16 protein-coding genes are annotated in these 19,954 nt (G+C 64.1%); 10 read left to right on the top strand and 6 right to left on the bottom strand.

The features are described 5' to 3' along the window. Position 1: 1 nt before the first annotated feature. Both ACLEJW_RS17955 and mnmC read right to left on the bottom strand, forming a co-directional pair. Positions 2 to 1,789 carry an N-acetylglutaminylglutamine amidotransferase gene (locus tag ACLEJW_RS17955; RefSeq protein ID WP_145192234.1) on the bottom strand — a complete coding sequence of 596 codons (1,788 nt, stop codon included), beginning with the start codon at positions 1,787 to 1,789 and terminating at the stop codon, positions 2 to 4. Positions 1,790 to 1,953: 164 nt separating this feature from the next. Then, positions 1,954 to 3,924, bottom strand: a complete 1,971-nt coding sequence (gene mnmC / locus ACLEJW_RS17950; protein WP_440777982.1) for a bifunctional tRNA (5-methylaminomethyl-2-thiouridine)(34)-methyltransferase MnmD/FAD-dependent 5-carboxymethylaminomethyl-2-thiouridine(34) oxidoreductase MnmC — start codon at positions 3,922 to 3,924, stop codon at positions 1,954 to 1,956. A 135-nt stretch (positions 3,925 to 4,059) separates the two neighbouring features. Between mnmC and pap the strand changes: the two genes are divergently transcribed. Next, complete coding sequence (gene pap / locus ACLEJW_RS17945) at positions 4,060 to 5,553, top strand: polyphosphate:AMP phosphotransferase (RefSeq protein ID WP_145192228.1); 1,494 nt, start codon at positions 4,060 to 4,062, stop codon at positions 5,551 to 5,553. Between the two features lie 143 nt (positions 5,554 to 5,696). After that, complete coding sequence (locus ACLEJW_RS17940; protein ID WP_313295982.1) at positions 5,697 to 6,650, top strand: DMT family transporter; 954 nt, start codon at positions 5,697 to 5,699, stop codon at positions 6,648 to 6,650. 83 nt (positions 6,651 to 6,733) lie between these two features. On the opposite strand, the gene ACLEJW_RS17935 is transcribed toward ACLEJW_RS17940, so the two are convergent. Beyond that, complete coding sequence (locus ACLEJW_RS17935; protein ID WP_313295984.1) at positions 6,734 to 8,128, bottom strand: class II fumarate hydratase; 1,395 nt, start codon at positions 8,126 to 8,128, stop codon at positions 6,734 to 6,736. 154 nt (positions 8,129 to 8,282) lie between these two features. Here ACLEJW_RS17935 and ACLEJW_RS17930 point away from each other — a divergent pair, with 154 nt between their 5' ends. The 7 genes from ACLEJW_RS17930 to ACLEJW_RS17900 all read left to right on the top strand — a co-directional run bounded on the left by ACLEJW_RS17930 (position 8,283) and on the right by ACLEJW_RS17900 (position 16,193). Continuing rightward, entirely contained in the window at positions 8,283 to 8,807 is a 525-nt protein-coding gene (locus tag ACLEJW_RS17930) for a DUF2059 domain-containing protein (RefSeq protein ID WP_145192219.1), read from the top strand. 9 nt (positions 8,808 to 8,816) lie between these two features. Continuing rightward, a complete protein-coding gene (locus ACLEJW_RS17925) occupies positions 8,817 to 9,113 on the top strand; it encodes a BolA family protein (protein WP_313295987.1) in 297 nt (98 codons plus the stop codon). Between the two features lie 225 nt (positions 9,114 to 9,338). Continuing rightward, a complete protein-coding gene (trhO, locus tag ACLEJW_RS17920; protein WP_145192213.1) occupies positions 9,339 to 10,271 on the top strand; it encodes an oxygen-dependent tRNA uridine(34) hydroxylase TrhO in 933 nt (310 codons plus the stop codon). Between the two features lie 4 nt (positions 10,272 to 10,275). Continuing rightward, a complete protein-coding gene (locus tag ACLEJW_RS17915; RefSeq protein WP_313295991.1) occupies positions 10,276 to 10,908 on the top strand; it encodes a DsbA family protein in 633 nt (210 codons plus the stop codon). Next, positions 10,901 to 12,733, top strand: a complete 1,833-nt coding sequence (locus ACLEJW_RS17910; protein ID WP_145192207.1) for an ABC transporter ATP-binding protein — start codon at positions 10,901 to 10,903, stop codon at positions 12,731 to 12,733. The genes ACLEJW_RS17915 and ACLEJW_RS17910 overlap by 8 nt, the downstream gene beginning before the upstream one ends. Positions 12,734 to 12,902: 169 nt before the next feature. Continuing rightward, a complete protein-coding gene (locus ACLEJW_RS17905) occupies positions 12,903 to 15,359 on the top strand; it encodes an EAL domain-containing protein (RefSeq protein WP_145192204.1) in 2,457 nt (818 codons plus the stop codon). A gap of 39 nt (positions 15,360 to 15,398) precedes the next feature. Then, entirely contained in the window at positions 15,399 to 16,193 is a 795-nt protein-coding gene (locus tag ACLEJW_RS17900) for a TenA family transcriptional regulator (protein WP_313295996.1), read from the top strand. 43 nt (positions 16,194 to 16,236) lie between these two features. Here ACLEJW_RS17900 and ACLEJW_RS17895 read toward each other — a convergent pair whose 3' ends face one another. From ACLEJW_RS17895 to ubiG, 3 genes are all read right to left on the bottom strand, one after another. After that, positions 16,237 to 16,977, bottom strand: coding sequence for a YciK family oxidoreductase (locus ACLEJW_RS17895; protein ID WP_145192198.1), 741 nt, complete (start codon positions 16,975 to 16,977; stop codon positions 16,237 to 16,239). A 112-nt stretch (positions 16,978 to 17,089) separates the two neighbouring features. Next, on the bottom strand, positions 17,090 to 17,761 hold the full coding sequence (gene mupP, locus ACLEJW_RS17890; RefSeq protein WP_313295998.1) for an N-acetylmuramic acid 6-phosphate phosphatase MupP: 672 nt from the start codon (positions 17,759 to 17,761) through the stop codon (positions 17,090 to 17,092). A gap of 2 nt (positions 17,762 to 17,763) precedes the next feature. Further along, the gene (gene ubiG / locus ACLEJW_RS17885; RefSeq protein WP_313296000.1) at positions 17,764 to 18,462 is read right to left on the bottom strand and encodes a bifunctional 2-polyprenyl-6-hydroxyphenol methylase/3-demethylubiquinol 3-O-methyltransferase UbiG; all 699 of its coding nucleotides are present in this window, start codon (positions 18,460 to 18,462) and stop codon (positions 17,764 to 17,766) included. A gap of 202 nt (positions 18,463 to 18,664) precedes the next feature. Between ubiG and mtnA the strand changes: the two genes are divergently transcribed. Beyond that, entirely contained in the window at positions 18,665 to 19,741 is a 1,077-nt protein-coding gene (gene mtnA, locus ACLEJW_RS17880; RefSeq protein ID WP_145192189.1) for an S-methyl-5-thioribose-1-phosphate isomerase, read from the top strand. Positions 19,742 to 19,954: the final 213 nt, after the last annotated feature.

Genomic DNA, 19,954 nt, shown 5'->3' with positions numbered 1-19,954 from the left:
GTCAAAGTCCTTGTTCGCTGAGCCACAGGTTCAGAGCCGCCAGTTGCCACAGCTTGGAGCCGCGCAGTGGGGTCAACTGACCATGCGGGTTGCTCAGCAGTCGGTCGATCGTTGCCGGGTTGAACAATCCACGGTCCTGGCTCGGGTCGGTCAGCAGGTCGCGGACCCAGCCAAGGGTGGCGCCCTCCAGGTGCTTGAGACCTGGAACCGGGAAGTAACCCTTCTTGCGGTCGATCACCTCGTGGGGAATGACCCGCCGTGCGGCCTGCTTGAGCACATGCTTGCCGCCGTCCGGCAGCTTGAAGCGTGCCGGGATTCGCGCCGACAACTCGGCCAGGCGATAGTCCAGGAACGGGGTACGCGCCTCCAGGCCCCAGGCCATGGTCATGTTGTCGACGCGCTTGACCGGGTCATCCACCAGCATCACCGTGCTGTCCAGGCGCAGTGCCTTGTCCACCGCATCCGGCGCACCAGGGCGGGCGAAATGCTCGCGCACGAAATCGCCCGCAGCGTCGTTATCCAGCTGCCACGGCGCCTGTACCGTGTCGCGATACTCGTCATGGCTGCGGTCGAAGAACGCCTCGCGGTAAGCCGCAAAGGGATCGCTGGCGCCGTCGACTTTCGGGTACCAGTGGTAACCGGCGAACAGCTCGTCGGCACCCTGGCCGCTCTGCACGCCTTTGCAGTGCTTGGCCACTTCCCGCGACAGCAGGTAGAAGGCGATGCAGTCGTGGCTGACCATCGGCTCGCTCATGGCGCGGAACGCCGCCGGCAGCTGGTCGATGATCTCGTGCTCGGCAATGCGCAGTTGGTGATGGCGCGTGCCGTAGTGCTTGGCGATCAGGTCGGAGTACTGGAACTCATCGCCACGCTCGCCGCCAGCGTCTTCGAAGCCGATGGAGAAGGTCGACAGGTCATCCACGCCGACTTCGCGCAGCAGGCCCACCAACAGGCTGGAGTCGACGCCACCCGATAGCAGTACGCCGACATCGACCGCAGCGCGTTGACGGATGGCCACGGCGTCGCGGGTCGCGTCCAGCACGCGGGTCGTCCAGTCTTCGAGGTCAAGCTCACGCTCGTCCGCGTTGGGGCCGTACTGCAATTGCCACCAGGTCTGGCGCTCGACTTCGCCGTGGCGATCGACGCGCATCCAGGTGCCAGGCTCGAGCTTCTGCACATTTGCCAGCAGCGTACGTGGCGCAGGCACCACGGCGTGGAAGTTGAGGTAATGGTTGAGCGCCACCGGGTCGATGACCGGGTCGATATCGCCGCCCTTGAGCAGCGCTGGCAAGGTCGAGGCGAAGCGCAGGCGCTCGCCGTTGCGCGACAGGTACAGCGGCTTGACACCGAGGCGGTCGCGGGCCAGGAACAGGCGTTGGTTGTCGCGCTCCCAGATGGCCAGGGCGAACATGCCGTTGAGCTTGGGCAGCATCGCTGCGCCCCAGGCGTGATAACCCTTGAGCAGTACTTCGGTGTCGCCATCGGACCAGAAGCTGTAGCCCAGGTCCTGCAATTCCTTGCGCAATTCAGGGAAGTTGTAGATGGCGCCGTTGAAAGCCAGCGATAGGCCCAGGGTGTTATCGGCCATCGGCTGCGCTGAGCCGTCCGACAGGTCCATGATCTTCAGGCGGCGGTGGCCGAGGGCGATCGGGCCGTGGCTATGGAAGCCCCACGCATCCGGCCCACGCGGCGCCAAGTGATGGGTGATGCGCTCTACCGCAGCCAGGTCGGCGGGGCGGGGCGCTTGATCGATGGGGGTGAAACGCAACTCTCCAGCTAATCCGCACATAGGTCCTTACCGGTTGTTCCGTTGGGGAATGAGTGCCCCGGATTAGGGCACCCTGTAAGGAACTGACCTGCGTGCAATAGCGGAGTTTTAGATCAATCTGTTATAACGGCGCGGTCAGGTTCCGCTTACCTGCGCGCCTTGCAGCGTGGCACATGGGCATGCGTTCAGGATTTGCCACGGATCAACTGGCGCAACATGAAGCGGTTCGGATGGCAGGCTTCGGCCACTGCCCGCGGCAACGGTAACGGTTCGCCGCTGGCCCACGCCGCGATCAATTCGCCGCTCAGGGGCGCGGTGATCAAACCGCGCGAGCCGTGACCGGTGTTCACATACAAGCCGTCGAGCCATGGGCAGGCGACGTCCGGTACCTGCCGTGCGTCCTTGCCGAGCCGCGCATACGCGTCGGTGAACCGGACGGGGTCGGCCAACGGCCCGACGATCGGTAGATAATCCGGGCTGGTACAGCGAAACGCGGCGCGCCCGTGCAACTGCGCTGGGTCCAGTGCTTCGACTGCCAGGCGAGCTGCCAGGTCGGCGGAGATTTCATCGAGCAGCGCCAGGTTGCCCTGATGCTCGGCCACTGTTGGGGTCAGGTCGTCGCTGTGAAAGTCGAAGCTGGCACCCAAGGTATGCTCATCGTCGCGAGGCGGCGCGACATAGCCCTCGGCGCATACCACCGTGCGCAGCGCGCGGCTGGCTGCGGTTGCCGGCAGGCGGGTGATCTGCCCGCGAATGCGTTTGAGCGGCAGCTGCGCACAGGGCGCGAAGCGGCGCACGTCGGCAGCGCCGGCCAGCACCACCAGCGGCGCACAGGCGAGCAACCGTGTGCCTGCCCAGGCCTGCCATAATCCATCGGCCTTGCGCAGTTCGATGGCCTCGACGTGCAGTTGCAGGTCGATGTTCGGCTGCCCCAGTTGCGCCCGGCACAGCGCCGGCGGATGCACCCAGCCGCCTTCAGGGTAAAACAGGCCGCCTGCCGCCAGTGCTACCCCGGCAAGCGCCTGGGCCTCAGGCTGAGACACAACGCGCAGCAGGCTGTCGTCGAAGGCCGCTGCCAGCTTGCCCTGGCGCCCTCGCTCCTTGTCATCGAAGGCCAGTTGCAACACGCCGCACGCTTCCCAGTCGCGGCCGCGCTGCAGGCGTTCGAGTTGGCGGCGGGTGTAGCCGAAGCCGGAGAGGATCATCTGCGACAGCGCGGTGCCATGGGCGGACAGCTTCAGGTACAGCACGCCCTGGGGGTTGCCCGACGCTTCCTGCGCCGCCTGGGCATGGCGCTCCAGCACCGTGACCTGCCAGCCGCGTGCCGCCAGGCTGGCAGCCGTGGCGCTGCCAGCCAGACCGGCGCCGATCACCAGGGCCTGACGAGGGCCTGCGAGCGGCGTCGGGCGGGCATACCACGGCGCCGCCTGGCCATGCGCCAGGGGACCTGTGTATTCGCCGCTCATCACCTCCCATTTCTTGCCGATGCCGGGGATCTTCTTCATCCGGAAACCGGCCTCGATCAGGCCCCGGCGAACCCAGCCGGTGGTGGTGAAGGTACCCAACGTAGTGCCGTCGTGGGCCAGCCGGGCCAGTTGCGCGAACAGCTCCGGGGTCCACATGTCGGGGTTCTTGGCCGGGGCGAAACCATCCAGGAACCACACGTCGACAGCAGCATCGAGTTGCGGCAACTGTTGCAGGACGTCGCCAACCAGCAGGGTCAGGGTCACGCGACCGTTGTCGAAGGTGAATTGCTGAAAACCTGGGTGCAGCGCCACGTACTGCCGCAGGAACGGCTCGGTGAACGCTGCCAGCTCCGGCCACAGACACACCGCGCGGGCCATGTCGTCGCGGCTCAGTGGGTACTTTTCGACGCTGATGAAATGCAGGCGCGCCTGGGGCGCGGCCAGTTCGGCGAACAGCTGCCAGGCGCAGAAGAAGTTCATGCCGGTGCCGAAACCGGTTTCGCCGATCACCAGGCAGGCGTGCGGCGCCAGTTCGGTGAAACGCTGGCGCAGGCGGGTCTGCTCAAGGAACACATAGCGGGTTTCCGCGGTACCTTCGTCACGCGAAAAATAGACGTCGTCGTACTGGCGCGAGTGCGGGCGGCCCTGGTCGTCCCAGTCGATCTGGGCGTGCTGGAGGAGGGTGGACATGATTGGCTCGGTTGCAGCGGATGGCCGATTTTATGCCATCTGCAGGTTTTGCGCAGGCCGAACTGGCAGCGCTGCGGTCAATACCGGCACAGCGCAAATCCGCTAGTCTTGCTTATCCATCACAGGAGCCCATGCATGTTCGAATCCGCGCAAATCGGTCACAGCATCGACAAGGACACTTACGACGCCGAGGTGCCGGCGCTGCGCCAGGCGTTGCTCGAGGCGCAGTACGAACTCAAGCAGCAGGCGCGCTTCCCGGTGATCGTGCTGATCAACGGCGTCGAGGGCGCTGGCAAGGGCGAGACGGTCAAGTTGCTCAACGAGTGGATGGACCCGCGCATGATCGACGTGCTCACCTTCGACCAGCAGACCGATGAGGAGCTGGCCCGACCGCCGGCCTGGCGCTACTGGCGGGCGCTGCCGCCGAAAGGGCGGATGGGCGTGTTTTTCGGCAACTGGTACAGCCAGATGTTGCAGGGGCGGGTGCATGGGGTGTTCAAGGATGCTGTGCTCGACCAGGCCATCAACGGTGCCGAGCGCCTGGAACAGATGCTCTGCGACGAAGGCGCGCTGATCATCAAGTTCTGGTTCCACCTGTCCAAGAAGCAGATGAAAGCGCGCCTGAAGTCGCTCAAGGACGATCCGCTGCACAGCTGGAAGATCAGCCCGCTGGACTGGCAACAGTCGCACACCTACGACCGGTTCGTACGCTTCGGCGAGCGGGTGTTACGCCGCACCAGTCGCGATTATGCGCCGTGGCATATCGTTGAAGGCGTCGACCCGTATTACCGCAGCCTGGCGGTTGGGCGCATTCTGCTCGAAAGCTTGCAGGCGGCGCTGGCCAACAACCCCAAGGGCAAGCACAAAGGCAACGTCGCGCCGCTGGGCCGGGCCATCGACCAGCGCAGCCTGCTCGGCGCGCTGGACCTGAGCGTGCGCCTGGACAAGCACGACTATCAGGAGCAGCTGGTGCTCGAGCAGGCGCGCCTGGCCGGCCTGCTGCGTGACAAACGCATGCGTCGGCACGCCCTGGTGGCGGTGTTCGAAGGCAACGACGCGGCGGGCAAGGGCGGGGCAATCCGCCGCGTGGCGGCAGCCCTGGACCCGCGCCAGTACCGCATCGTGCCGATTGCTGCGCCCACCGAAGAGGAGCGCGCGCAGCCCTACCTGTGGCGGTTCTGGCGGCACATTCCGGCACGCGGCAAGTTCACCATCTTCGACCGTTCATGGTACGGACGGGTGCTGGTCGAGCGGGTCGAAGGCTTCTGCAGCCCGGCCGACTGGTTGCGCGCCTACGGTGAAATCAATGACTTCGAAGAGCAATTGAGCAACGCCGGCGTGGTGGTGGTGAAATTCTGGCTGGCCATCGATCAGCAAACCCAGCTGGAGCGCTTCGAGGAGCGCGAGCAGACCCCGTTCAAGCGCTACAAGATCACCGAAGATGACTGGCGCAACCGTGACAAGTGGGATGACTACGTGCAGGCGGTGGGCGACATGGTCGACCGTACCAGCACCGAGATCGCCCCATGGACGCTGGTAGAGGCCAACGACAAGCGCTGGGCGCGGGTGAAAGTGCTGCGCACCCTCAACGAGGCGCTTGAAGCCGCGTTCGCCAAGCACAAGAAATAGCGCGGCGGCGCAGGCCGGCAGCACCGCCGAGCGCCCCAGCCATGCCGTAATCGAATGAGGTGATGAATTCTTTTCTCGCCACGCGGCGCCCGACAAACCCGTAGACTGCATGCACCCCCACCCTGGGATCGAACGGGAACGGTATGCATACGACATCTGGCCGCTGGGTCTACGGCCTGTTTCTGGCGCTGCTGACGGCGCTGCTCTGGGGCATCTTGCCGATCAAGCTCAAGCAGGTGCTGCAAGTGGTCGACCCGGTGACGGTCACCTGGTACCGCCTGCTGGTGTCAGGCGGGCTTTTGTTCGCCTGGCTTGCGGCGCAGCGCCGCTTGCCGTCGCCACGCCGGCTTTCAGCCATGGGTAAAGGCCTGGTGCTGGTGGCTGTGTGCGGGCTGATGGGCAACTACGTGCTGTACCTGATCGGTCTGAACCTGCTCAGCCCGGGGACCGCGCAGCTGGTGGTGCAGGTAGGGCCGGTATTGCTGCTGGTGGCCAGTGTGTTCGTGTTCAAGGAGCGCTTCAGCCTGGGGCAGGGGCTGGGGCTGCTGGTATTGATTGGCGGATTCGCACTGTTCTTCAATCAGCGCCTCGAAGAGCTGCTGACGTCGCTGAGCACCTACACCACTGGCGTGTTGACCATCTTGCTGGCCACCAGCATCTGGGTGTTCTATGCCCTGAGCCAGAAGCAATTGCTGACGGTATGGAATTCGCAGCAGGTGATGATGGTGATCTACCTCAGCTGCGCGGCGCTGCTGACGCCATGGGTACACCCCCTGGAGGCGCTGCAGCTCACCCCTGTGCAGGGCTGGTTGCTGCTGGCGTGCTGCCTGAACACCCTGGTTGCCTACGGCGCCTTCGCCGAAGCGCTGGCGCACTGGGAAGCCTCGCGGGTGAGCGCCACCTTGGCCTTGACCCCGTTGGTGACCTTCGTCGCGGTAGCGCTGGCGGCCCTGGTGTGGCCGGAGTATGTGCATGCCGAAGACATCAACGCCTTGGGTTACATCGGCGCAGTGACCGTGGTGGCGGGTTCGACCCTGGTGGCCTTGGGGCCGTCCTTGGTGGCCGGGTGGAGGGCCAGGCGAGCGCGCCTGGCCTAGCCCTGCTCATCGTCAGATCTACAGCGACCCTTCGAGGGACATCCCAACTTTGTGGAAGCAACTGCGCAGGGCTTTGGGCAGGGTCAGCCTTTGCCGCCGGGTGCCAGCATGTTTTCAGGCCTGACCCATTCATCGAACTGCTCGTTGGTCAGGTACTTCAACTCCAGCGCGGCCTCGCGCAAGGTCTTGCCTTCGGCGTAGGCCTTTTTGGCAATCTCCGCCGCCTTGTCGTAGCCGATGTGCGGGTTCAGCGCGGTTACCAGCATCAGGCCGCGTTCCAGATGCGCCGCCATCTGCTCGGCATCCGGCTCGATGCCGGCCACGCAGTGCTGCTGGAAATTGCGGCAACCGTCAGCGAGCAGGGTGATGGACTGCAACACGTTATGGATGATCACCGGCTTGAACACATTGAGCTGCAGATGCCCCTGGCTGGCGGCGAAGCCGATCGCTGCATCGTTGCCCAGCACCTGGCAGGCCAGCATCGACAGCGCTTCGCACTGGGTCGGGTTGACCTTGCCGGGCATGATCGAGCTGCCCGGCTCGTTGGCCGGCAGGCGCACCTCAGCCAGCCCAGCGCGCGGACCGGAACCGAGCAGGCGCAGGTCGTTGGCGATCTTCATCAGCGCCACGGCCAGGGTTTTCAGCGCGCCGGCAAGGCTGGTCAGCGCTTCGTGGCCGGCCAGGGCGGCGAACTTGTTCGGTGCCGTGACGAATGGCAGCCCGGAAAGCGCCGCCAGTTCCGCCGCCACCGCCTCGGCGAAGCCGTGCGGGGCGTTGAGCCCGGTACCCACGGCCGTGCCACCCTGGGCCAGCTCGTATACCGCTGGCAGGCTGGCGCGGATGGCCCGCTCGGCATAGTCGAGCTGGGCAACATAGGCGGAGACTTCCTGGCCGAAGGTGATCGGCGTGGCGTCCATCATGTGCGTGCGGCCCGTCTTGACCAGTTTCGGGTGGCGCGCCGCCAACTCTGCAAAGCCCGCGGACAGCTCGGCGACTGCCGGCAGCAACTGCTCGTGCACAGCCTGCGCGGCGGCGATGTGCATGGCAGTGGGGAAGCAGTCGTTCGAGCTCTGCGAGCGGTTGACGTGATCGTTGGGGTGTACCGGCGCCTTGCCGCCGCGGCCATTGCCGGCCAGCTCGTTGGCGCGCCCGGCGATGACTTCGTTGACGTTCATGTTGCTCTGCGTGCCGCTGCCGGTCTGCCAGACCACCAGCGGGAACTGATCGTCATGCTCGCCGTCGAGCACTTCATTGGCGGCCTGTTCGATCAGGCGGGCGATGTCGGCGGGCAGATCGCCGTTGCGGTCGTTGACCCGCGCTGCGGCTTTCTTGATCAAGGCCAGGGCGTGCAGCACCGCCAGCGGCATGCGTTCCTGGCCGATGGCAAAGTTGATCAGCGAGCGCTGGGTCTGCGCGCCCCAGTAGGCGTCATCAGGAACTTCGACCGGCCCCAGGCTGTCTGTCTCGATACGGCTCATGCTGCGTTCACTCCATTGTCAGTCAGAATCAGCAGTTTAGGCCCTCATGCGTGCGAGCGGTTCATTCCCTCGACGTGCCACTTGAGCGCTGCGCCCGTGCGGGAGCAGAATGCTCATCTCTGAGGTACCGCCTCCCCCTCCTGAAGGAAATGCAATGACCCGTCTCCGTGTCCTCTGTGCTGCCGTCGCCCTGGCCTGTGCCAGTGGCCAGGTACTCGCTGCCACCGCCAGCCACAATGCTGCCGCCGAGAAATTCCTGAGCCTGGCCAACGCTGACAAGTTGGGTACCCCGGTGTACATGCAGGTCCAGCAGATGTTCGCCCAGCGCTTTGCCCAGACCAAGGCCCCGGCCTCCAAGCAGCCGGTGCTCGAGAGCTACCAGGCCAAGGCCAACGCCGCGCTGGACAACGCCATCGGCTGGAACAAGCTCAAGCCGAAAATGGTCGACCTCTACACCCAGACCTTCACCGAGCAAGAGCTCAAGGACCTGGTCAAGTTCTATGAGTCGCCGCTGGGCAAGAAAGTCCTGCGTGAGATGCCCAAGGTTACCCAGCAGTCCGCCCAGCTGACCCAGACCAGCCTGGAGCCAGCGGTGCCAACGGTCAACAAGCTGCTCGAAGACATGACCAAGGAGCTCGACCCCAACGCTGGCAAGGCCGCCGCCCCAGCCAAGAAGTGAGTTGAGCCAATGAGCATGCAGCAACGCATCGAGCAGCAGCTGAGCGCATTGGCGCCGCAGCACCTTGAAGTGCTCAACGAAAGCCACATGCACAGCCGTGGCCAGGAGACCCACTACAAGGCGGTGATCGTCAGCGATCAGTTCGCCGGGCTCAACAGCGTCAAGCGCCATCAGAGGGTGTACGCCACCATGGCTGAGCTGATGGGCGAGATCCACGCCCTGGCCATTCATACCTACACCGCCGAAGAGTGGGCCAAGGTCGGCGTGGCGCCGGCATCGCCGGTGTGCGCTGGCGGCGGGCACTGAATCCTCTCTGTCGTTCTGGTACAATCCTGCGAAATCCGGGGGCCGCTTTGCGGCCCTTTCGCGATCCAAGGCCGCTCTTACTTAGACTAGGCACCGCCGGTAACCGCGGCGCCTTCTCTGTGGGAGCGGCCTTGGGTCACGATTGGGGCGCAGTGCGCCTCCATGCTTATCAAGTCATGCCCGGTCCACCCCTTACGAGGGTGACCACCTGGAGAACCGATTCAAATGTCCCAAGCTATCGTCGTGGCGGCGCTGTACAAGTTCGTCACCCTCGAAGACTACGTCGAGCTGCGCGAGCCGCTGCTCCAAGCCATGCTCGACAACGGCGTCAAAGGCACCTTGCTGCTGGCCAACGAAGGCATCAATGGCACCGTCTCGGCCAGCCGCGAAGGCATCGACGGCCTGCTCGCGTGGCTGCGTAACGACCCGCGCCTGGTCGATATCGACCACAAGGAGTCCTACTGCGACGAGCAGCCGTTCTACCGCACCAAGGTCAAGCTCAAGAAAGAGATCGTCACGCTGGGCGTGCCAGGCGTCGACCCGAACCAGGCGGTCGGCACCTATGTCGAGCCCAAGGACTGGAACGCCCTGATCAGCGACCCCGAGGTGCTGCTGATCGACACCCGCAACGACTACGAAGTGGCCATCGGCACCTTCAAGGGCGCCATCGACCCTAAGACCGAGTCGTTCCGCGAGTTTCCCGAGTACATCAAGGCCAACTTCGACCCGAGCAAGCACAAGAAAGTGGCGATGTTCTGCACCGGCGGCATCCGCTGCGAAAAAGCTTCGAGCTACATGCTCGGTGAAGGCTTCGAGGCGGTCTATCATCTTAAAGGCGGCATCCTCAAGTACTTCGAGGAAGTGCCCCAGGAACAAAGCCTGTGGGATGGCGACTGCTTCGTCTTCGACAACCGCGTCACGGTGCGCCACGACCTGAGCGAGGGCGAGTACGATCAGTGCCATGCCTGCCGTCATCCGGTCGATGCGCAAGACCGCGCGTCCGAGCACTACTCGCCAGGTGTGAGCTGCCCACATTGCTGGGACAGCCTCAGTGAAAAGACCCGGCGTAGCGCCATCGACCGGCAGAAGCAGATCGAGTTGGCCAAAGCCCGCAACCTGCCACACCCGATCGGTTACAACTACAAAGCCGAGGCTTGAGCCGATGACTGCCCGCCTGCTGTATGTAATGGACCCGATGTGCTCGTGGTGCTGGGGTTTCGCTCCGGTGGCCTCGGCACTCATCGAGCAGGCCGCGCAGGCGGGTATCGCCACGCATCTGGTAGCGGGTGGCTTGCGTAGCGGCGCCACGGCGCTCGATGCTGCGACCCGCAAGTACATCCTCGAGCATTGGCAGGCGGTCGCAGAGGCCAGCGGTCAGTCTTTTCGGTTCGACGGCGCCATGCCCGACGGTTTCGTCTACGACACCGAACCCGCCTGTCGCGCGCTGGTGGCCGCCCGTGGGCTAGACGCCGAACGGGTCTGGCCGTTGCTCGAGCTGATTCAACGCGCCTTCTATGAGCAGGGCGTCGATGTGACCCGCGCGCCGCAACTGGTCGAGCTTGCCGAGCAGGCCGGCTTCGAGCGCGAGCGTTTCGCCCAGCAATTTGCCAGCCATGATGCCCGCGCCGCGACGGCGGCGGATTTTTCCTGGGTGCAAGGCCTGGGCATTGCCGGTTTTCCAACCCTGCTGGCTGAGCGTAACGGCCAGCTGGCACTCTTGACCAATGGCTATCAGCCACTGGGCAACCTGCAACCCCTGTTGGGCCGCTGGCTGCAGCAGGCCGTCTGTGCTTGACCTGCCAGGGTCGCCCGACCCTGTACCAGGGAAACCCGCGGGCGTGGCCGAGCGCTTGAGCTGGGCGGAGATTCGCCGCCTGGCGTTGCACCACAAGAAACACCTCTGGACCGCCAACCTGGTTGCAGTGCTGGCCGCCTGCTGCAGCGTGCCGATCCCGTTGCTGCTGCCACTGTTGGTCGATGAAGTGCTGCTCGGCCATGGCGATAGCGCGTTGAAGTGGATGAACCAAGTGTTGCCCAGCGCTTGGCAGGTCGCGGCCGGCTACATTGGCCTGATGCTGGCGCTGACCCTGTGCCTGCGCGTGGCGGCGCTGGCCTTCAACGTGGTGCAGGCCAAGCTGTTCGCCGGCCTTGCCAAAGACATCGTCTACCGCCTGCGCGTGCGCTTGATCGAGCGCCTCAAGCGCATCTCGCTCAAGGAATATGAAAGCCTGGGCAGCGGCACGGTGACCACGCACCTGGTTACCGACCTGGATACCCTCGACAAATTCGTCGGTGAAACCCTCAGCCGGTTCCTGGTGGCCATGCTGACGCTCACCGGTACCGCCACGATCCTGATCTTCATGCACTGGAAACTGGCGCTGCTGATCTTGCTGTTCAACCCGCTGGTGATCTACTTCACCGTGCAGTTGGGCAAGCGCGTCAAGCACCTGAAGAAGCTGGAGAACGACAGCACCTCGCGCTTCACTCAGGCCTTGACCGAAACCCTCGACGCCATTCAGGAAATCCGCGCCGGCAACCGCCAGGGCTACTTCCTTGGGCGGTTGGGCCTGCGCGCCCGCGAAGTGCGCGACTACGCCGTGGAATCGCAGTGGAAAAGCGACGCCAGCGGACGCGCCAGCGGGCTGTTGTTCCAGTTCGGTATCGATATCTTCCGCGCCGCGGCGATGCTCACGGTGCTGTTCTCGGACCTGTCGATCGGCCAGATGCTGGCGGTATTCAGCTACCTGTGGTTCATGATCGGGCCAGTCGAGCAGCTGCTCAATCTGCAATACGCCTACTACGCTGCGGGCGGGGCCCTGAGCCGGCTCAACGAATTGCTCGCACGCGCCGACGAGCCCCAGTATGCGGCTGCCAGCGACCCGTTCGGCGGTCGTGAAACGGTGGGCATCGACGTGCGCGATGTGAGTTTTGCCTATGCCGACGAACCGGTGCTGGATCAGTTGAACCTGAGCATTGCCGCGGGTGAAAAGGTCGCGATCGTCGGTGCCAGCGGCGGTGGCAAGAGCACCCTGGTGCAGTTGTTGCTGGGCCTGTACAGCGCCCAGGCTGGCACCATCCGCTTCGGCGGTGCCAGCCTGCAGGAAATCGGCCTGGAAACCCTGCGCGAAAACGTGGCAGTGGTGCTGCAGCACCCGTCGCTGTTCAACGACAGCGTGCGCGCCAACCTGACCATGGGCCGCGATTGCAGCGATGAGGCATGCTGGCAGGCCCTGCGCATTGCCCAGCTGGACGCCACCATCGCCGCGTTGCCGCAGGGCCTGGACAGCGTGGTAGGGCGCTCAGGCGTGCGCCTGTCCGGCGGCCAGCGCCAGCGCCTGGCCATCGCGCGCATGGTCTTGGCCGAGCCGAAGGTGGTGATCCTCGATGAGGCCACCTCGGCCCTGGACGCCGCTACCGAATACAACCTGCATCTGGCGCTGGCGAAGTTTCTCAGTGGCCGCACCACCTTGATCATCGCCCACCGCTTGTCTGCCGTAAAACAGGCCGACCGTGTGCTGGTGTTCGATGGCGGGCGCGTCGCTGAAGACGGCGACCACCAGCAGTTGATCGCAGAAGGTGGGTTGTATGCCAAACTCTACGGCCACTTGCAGCAGAGTTGAGCGGCAAGCGGCAAGCGGCAAGCGGCAAGTAAAAGCAAAAGCAGAAGCAACGAGCGCGGGATGGCTTTTTCTTGTAGCTTGCAGCTTGCAGCGTGCAGCTGCCGTTCTGAGCTACGCTGTGCTTGTCTGGGTTGATTCTGGGTCTTATCTGCTCTGCGACAGGGACTAAATGAAGGGAAATCGCACTCAAGAAGCGCCAAGGTTGATAGGTATCATCTGGCCCTTCATCGCCGTGGTGGTGTTGCAGGTGCTGCTAGGTAGCCTCAGCCTCTACGCGCTATCGGCGGTTCGTGCCTACGTGGCCGGCGAAAGCCTTTGGTCCAAGGCGCAGAAAGACGCCATCTACTACCTCAACCTGTATGCCGACGACCGCGACGAGCGTACCTACCAGCGCTATCGCCAGGCCATGAGCGTGCCCCAGGGCGATCACGAAGTGCGCCAGTTGCTCGATCAACCGGATCCCGACATCGAAGGCGCTCGCCAGGCGGTGCTGCGCGGGGGCAACCACCCTGACGACGTCGAGCGCATCATCTGGTTCTACCGCAACTTCCGCCAGATCAGCTACATGCAGACCGCCATCGACTACTGGAACATTGGCGATGAATTTCTGCTCAAGCTCGATGTGCTCGCCCGCGAGATGCACGCAGGCTTTGCCGCCGGCCAGGTCGGCAGCGCTCGGCTCGATGAATGGAAAGGCCGCATCGTTGCCATCAACGAAGGCGTGACCCCGGCGGCAAAAGCCTTCAGCGACGCCCTTGGCGAGGGCTCGCGGATGCTTTTGCGCGTACTGCTGTTCACCAATCTGCTCACCGCGCTGTTCCTGATCGCCATCGCCTGGCGCCGCTCGAGCAAGCTGCTGGCCCAGCGTCAGGCATTCGCCAGCGCCCTGCAGGCCGAGAAGGAACGGGCGCAGATCACCCTCGAATCGATTGGCGATGCCGTCATCACTGCCGACGTCGACGGCAATATCGTCTACATGAACCCTGCAGCCGAGCAATTGACCCACTGGCAGTCCGGCCAAGCCCTCGGTTTGCCGCTGGGGGCCTTGTTCAACCTGCTCGACGAGCAGGAGCAGGGCCTTGGCTGCACCTTGGTGGAGCAGGTGCTCAGCGGCAGCCTCATGGGCGGCGCCGAACATGCACGGCTGATCCAGCGCCTGGACGGCAGCACGGTGTCGGTCAACCTGGTCGGCTCGCCGATCATCAACAACGGCCAGGTCGCCGGTATCGTGCTGGTGCTGCACGACATGACCCAGGAGCGCCAGTACATCGCCAACCTGTCCTGGCAGGCTACCCACGATGCCCTGACCGGGCTGGCCAACCGCCGTGAGTTCGAATACCGCCTGGAGCAGGCGCTCAACGGCCTGGCGCGGCAAAGTGCGCGGCATACCCTGATGTTCCTCGACCTCGATCAATTCAAGTTGGTCAATGACACCTGCGGCCATGCAGCCGGTGACGAGCTGCTCCGGCACATTTGCGCGGTGCTGCAATCGGCGCTGCGCGAAGGCGATACCCTGGCCCGCCTGGGCGGTGACGAGTTCGGCGTATTGCTCGAGAACTGCCCGCCCGACCAGGCTGAACGCATCGGCGAAAACCTGCGCCAGTCCGTGCAGAGCCTGCACTTCGTGTGGAAAGGCAGGCCGTTCGTGACCACCGTCAGTATCGGCCTGGTGCACATGCCGCAAGCCCCTGGCACGCTCGAGGCGTCGTTGCGTGCTGCCGACATGGCGTGCTACATGGCCAAGGAGAAGGGCCGCAACCGCGTGCAGGTCTATCACGCCGACGACAGCGAATTGTCCATGCGCTTTGGCGAAATGGCCTGGATCCAGCGTCTGCACGTCGCCCTCGAGGAAAACCGTTTCTGTCTGTACTGCCAGGAGATCGCTGCGCTGACGCCCATGGACGGCGCTGGCCATATCGAGATCCTGCTGCGCCTGCACGACGAAAGCGGGCGGACCATCCTGCCGGACAGCTTCATTCCCGCCGCCGAGCGTTACGGGCTGATGACTGCCCTGGACCGTTGGGTGGTGCGCAGCGTGTTCGAAGTCATTCGCCAGTGCCTGGACCAGGAGCGCGAGGGGCCGTTGTCGATGTGCGCCATCAACTTGTCCGGGTCGAGCATCGGCGATGACAAGTTCCTCGACTATCTGCAACGCTTGTTCGTCGAGTTCGACATTCCGCCGCGCATGATCTGCTTCGAGATCACCGAAACCAGCGCCATCGCCAACCTCGGCAGCGCGATTCGCTTCATCAATGAATTGAAGGGACTAGGCTGCAAGTTCTCGCTGGATGACTTCTGTGCCGGAATGTCGTCATTCGCCTATTTGAAACATTTACCTGTCGACTTCTTGAAGATCGACGGAAGTTTCGTCAAAGATATGCTCGACGACCCGGTCAACCGTGCCATGGTCGAGGTGATCAATCACATCGGCCACGTCATGGGTAAGCGGACCATTGCCGAGTTCGTTGAAACACCGTTGATCGAGCAGGCCTTGCAGGAGATCGGCGTGGACTACGCCCAGGGCTATCTGATCGAAAGACCGCAGGTGTTCACCTGCGACAGTCTGCAGCGCCAACGGATTGCCGCGCGGCCCTTGTTGCACCGGGCGCCTGGTACGTTTCGCTGATAACACGTCCGCTAAATCACAAGGATCAAGGAGCTGAAAGTGATTGATGCATTCGTACGTATCGGGCCCTTGATGGACCCGGCCAGCTATCCCCAGTGGGCCCAGCAGTTGATCGAGGACTGCCGAGAGAGCAAGCGCCGAGTGGTCGAACATGAGTTCTACCAGCGCCTGCGCGATGGCCAGCTGCGCCAGTCGACCATCCGCCAGTACCTGATCGGTGGCTGGCCGGTGGTCGAGCAGTTTTCCCTGTACATGGCCCACAACCTGACCAAGACCCGCTATGCCCGCCACCCTGGCGAGGACATGGCGCGGCGCTGGCTGATGCGCAACATCCGGGTCGAGCTCAACCATGCCGACTATTGGGTGAACTGGTGCCATGCCCATGGCGTGCACGTGCACGACCTGCAGGCGCAGGATGTGCCGCCGGAACTCAATGGCCTCAATGACTGGTGCTGGCGCGTGTGCGCCACCGAGTCGCTGGCCATCGCCATGGCGGCGACCAACTATGCGATCGAAGGCGCGACCGGTGAATGGTCGGCTGTGGTCTGCGCCGACGACACCTACGCCATGGGTTTCCCGGAAGACCAGCGCAAGCGCGCGATGAAATGGCTGAAGATGCACGCCCAGTACGATGATGCGCATCCGTGGGAGGCGCTGGAGATCATCTGCACGCTGGCCGGTGAGAACCCGACCCAGGGGCTGCGCAACGAACTGCGCAAGGCCATTTGCAAGAGCTACGACTGCATGTACCTGTTCCTGGAGCGGTGCATGCAATTGGAGGGGCAGCAGGGCCAGCAGCAAGGTCGCCTGCGCCCGGCCTTGGCCGCTGGTTGAACGCCACTGGGGCCGCATTCGCGGCCCCAGTTATTTTATGCTGCTACTGGGCGTTGAACGCCTGGCCGTTGACGGCTTTGCTGTCAGGCCCCATCAGGTACAGATACACCGGCATGATCTGCTCCGGCAGCGGGTTGTTCTGCGGGTTCTCGCTCGGATACGCCTGCGCGCGCATCGCGGTGCGGGTGGCGCCCGGGTTGATGCTGTTGGAGCGCACCGCCGCCACCCCTTCAAGCTCGTCGGCGAGGGTCTGCATCAGCCCTTCGGTGGCGAACTTCGACACCCCGTAAGCGCCCCAGTAAGCCCGCCCCACGCGCCCGACACTGCTGGAGGTGAACACCACCGAGGCGTCCTCGGAAAGCTTGAGCAGCGGCAGCAGTGTGCTGGTCAGCATGAAGGTGGCGTTGACGTTGATGTGCATGACGCGCATGAAATTGTCGCCGGACAGCTGCTCCAGCGGCGTGCGCGGGCCAATGATCGATGCGTTGTTGAGCAGCCCGTCGAGGCGACCGAACTGGGTTTCGATCATCGCCGCCAGCTCGTCGTACTGGTGAGGCAGGGCAGTCTCGAGGTTGAACGGAATGACCGCCGCCTGCGGATGCCCGGCTGCTTCGATCTGGTCGTAGACTTCGTTGAGGTTGGCTTCGGTCTTGCCCAGCAGCAGTACGGTTGCGCCCAGGGCTGCATAGGCCTTGGCCGCTGCAGCGCCGATCCCCCGGCCAGCGCCGGTTACCAGAATGATGCGCCCTGCGAGCAGGTCGGGACGCGCGGTATAGTCGAACATGATTCTGTCCTTGGCTTGAGCTGCAAGTGGCCTTGAGCTGCACGATGAAAGCGCTGGTGACTGCAGCTTTTCACGTGCAGGTCGCAGCTCGCCACTTGCCACTTTGGAGGTATCAGCAACCGCAGAGGGCGCCGTCGATGACCTTGCGCAGGTCTTGCGGATGGTCCACCACTACGTCGGCACCCCAGTTGTTCGGGTTGTCCTCCGGGTGAATGTAACCGTAGCGCACGGCGGCGGTGCGGGTGCCGGCATCGCGCCCGGATTCGATGTCGCGCAGATCGTCACCGACGAACAGTACGCTGGCCGGGTCCAGCTTCAGGGTAGTGCAGGCCAGGATCAGTGGTTCAGGATCGGGCTTGCTGTTTTTTACATGGTCGGGGCAGATCAGCAGGGCCGAACGTTCGGCCAGGCCCAGGCGCTGCATGATCGGCTCGGCGAAGCGCAGCGGCTTGTTGGTGACCACGCCCCACAGCAGGTTGCCTTTTTCGATATCGGCCAGCAGCTCGGCCATGCCATCGAACAGCTTGCTGTGCACCGCGCAGTCACGCTGGTAGCGCTCGAGAAACTCCAGGCGCAAGGCCTCGAAGCCCTCGGCGTCAGGGTCCATGGCGAAGGTCGCGGCCACCATGGCGCGCGCACCGCCGGAGATCACCCCGCGAATCAACTGGCCGTCGACCGCCGGCAAGCCGCGGTCGGCCAGCATGGCCTGGCAGATGGCGATGAAGTCTGGCGCCGTGTCGAGCAAGGTGCCGTCCATGTCGAAGAGTACCGCTCGCAAACGCATGCTCATTCCTCGCGCAGGGTCTGGATCATGTAGTTGACGTCGACGTCGCTGCTGAGCTTGTAGTGCTTGGTCAGCGGGTTGTAGGTCAGGCCGATGATGTCCTTGACCTCGAGCCCGGCCAAACGGCTCCAGGCGCCCAGCTCGGAAGGGCGGATGAATTTCTTGAAGTCGTGGGTGCCGCGCGGCAGCATCTTGAGGATGTACTCGGCGCCGACGATCGCCAGCAGGTAGGCCTTGGGGTTGCGGTTGATGGTCGAGAAGAACACCTGGCCGCCGGGCTTGACCAGGCGATGACAGGCGCGGATCACCGAGGACGGATCAGGCACGTGCTCGAGCATCTCGAGGCAGGTGACCACATCGAACTGCCCGGGCATCTCGTCGGCCAGCGCTTCGGCGGTGATCTGCCGGTAATCCACCTCGACGCCCGATTCGAGCTGGTGCAGCTGGGCCACTGCCAGGGGCGCCTCGCCCATGTCGATACCGGTGACGGTGGCGCCGCGCAGGGCCATGGCTTCGCTGAGAATGCCGCCGCCGCAACCGACGTCCAGGACTTTCTTGCCGGCCAGGGCGACGCGCTCGTCGATCCAGTTGACGCGCAGCGGGTTGATGTCGTGCAGGGGCTTGAACTCGCTTTCACGGTCCCACCAGCGGTGGGCCAAGGCTTCGAACTTGGCGATTTCTGCGTGATCGACGTTGCTCATTGAACAATCCTCTGGAACGGAGTCTGAGCGGCAAGTGGCGAGCTGCAAGCGGCAAGAAAAGACGGGTTGGCGCGCGTTCGGCGGTTTCTTGCAGGCTGTGGCTCGTAGCTTGCGCTCCAAAGGGTCGCAGTATACCCGAGCGTCTGCGGCCCAGGGTCGCTATAATCGCCCGCTTTTGATATCCAAACGACGGGGAGAGGCGATGCGCGAGCAACTATTGGCGGCGGAGAAGGTGACCGGGATGCGCTGGCAAGGCCGCGCCCTGCACCTGCTCGACCAACGCCTGTTGCCGTCGCAGGAGCGTTGGTTGACCTGCGACAATGTCGCGCAGGTGGTGGCAGCGATTCGCGACATGGCGGTGCGGGGCGCTGCCGCCATCGGCATCGCCGCCGCCTATGGCCTGGTGCTGGCCCTCGAAGAGCGCCTGGCTGAAGGCGGCGATTGGGAGATGGACCTGGAAGAGGATTTTCTCAGCCTGGCCGAAGCTCGGCCGACCGCTGCCAACCTGTTCTGGGCGCTGAACCGCATGCGCGAGCGTCTACAGCGCCTGCGTGGCGCAGAAGACCCGCTGGCAGCGCTGGAGGCAGAAGCCATCGCCATCCATCAAAGCGATCGCGAGGCCAACCTGACCATGGCCCAGTACGGCATCGAGCTGATCCGCCGGCACCAGGGCAATGAGCAGACCTTGCTCACCTACGGCAATGCCGGCGCCCTGGCCAGCGGTGGTATCGGCACCGCCCTGGGGGTGATCCGCGCGGGCTACCTCGAAGGCATGGTCGAGCGGGTGTACGCCGGCGAAACCCGGCCTTGGCTGCAGGGTTCGCGCCTGACGGCCTGGGAGCTGGCCAACGAAGGCATCCCGGTGACCCTGTGCGCCGACTCGGCGCTGGCTCACCTGATGAAGACCAAGGGCATCACCTGGGTGGTGGTCGGCGCCGACTGCATCGCTGCCAATGGTGATGTCGCCAGCAAGATCGGCACCTACCAGCTGGCTGTCGGCGCCATGCACCATGGCGTGCGCTTCATGGTGGTGGCGCCGAGCAGCAGCATCGACCTGAACCTGGCCAGCGGCGAGGATATCGCCCTGGAAGAGCGCGAGGCCGATGAGTTGCTCGACTACGCTGGCACCCGCGTGGCGCCGCCGGTGCAGGCATTCAATCCGGTATTCGACGTGACCCCGGCAGACCTGATCGACGTGATCGTCACCGAACGCGGCATCGTCGAGCGGCCCGATGCCGCCAAGCTGGCCCAGCTGGTGTGCCGCAAGCGCCTGCATTGATGGCTGGGTGCCGTCCCTGGTACGCACAAGCCAAGGGCGGCGCGCTGGATCGATACCGGTTCGCGGCCACCTGCCACATCTCCCCACCGCCCCGGCTTTGTGGTAACATCCGGCAGTTTCCAAGACCGCTCACACAGGCGGTCTTCATTGCGCAGATCCATGCAACAACTCATTGATTTGTCGTAAGTCGTCGCACCTTATGCGCTGCGGCAA

It is taken from the genome of Pseudomonas sp. SMSB3 (assembly GCF_052041965.1).
GTDB lineage: Bacteria > Pseudomonadota > Gammaproteobacteria > Pseudomonadales > Pseudomonadaceae > Aquipseudomonas.
This window is presented reverse-complemented; position numbering and strand designations above follow the sequence as displayed.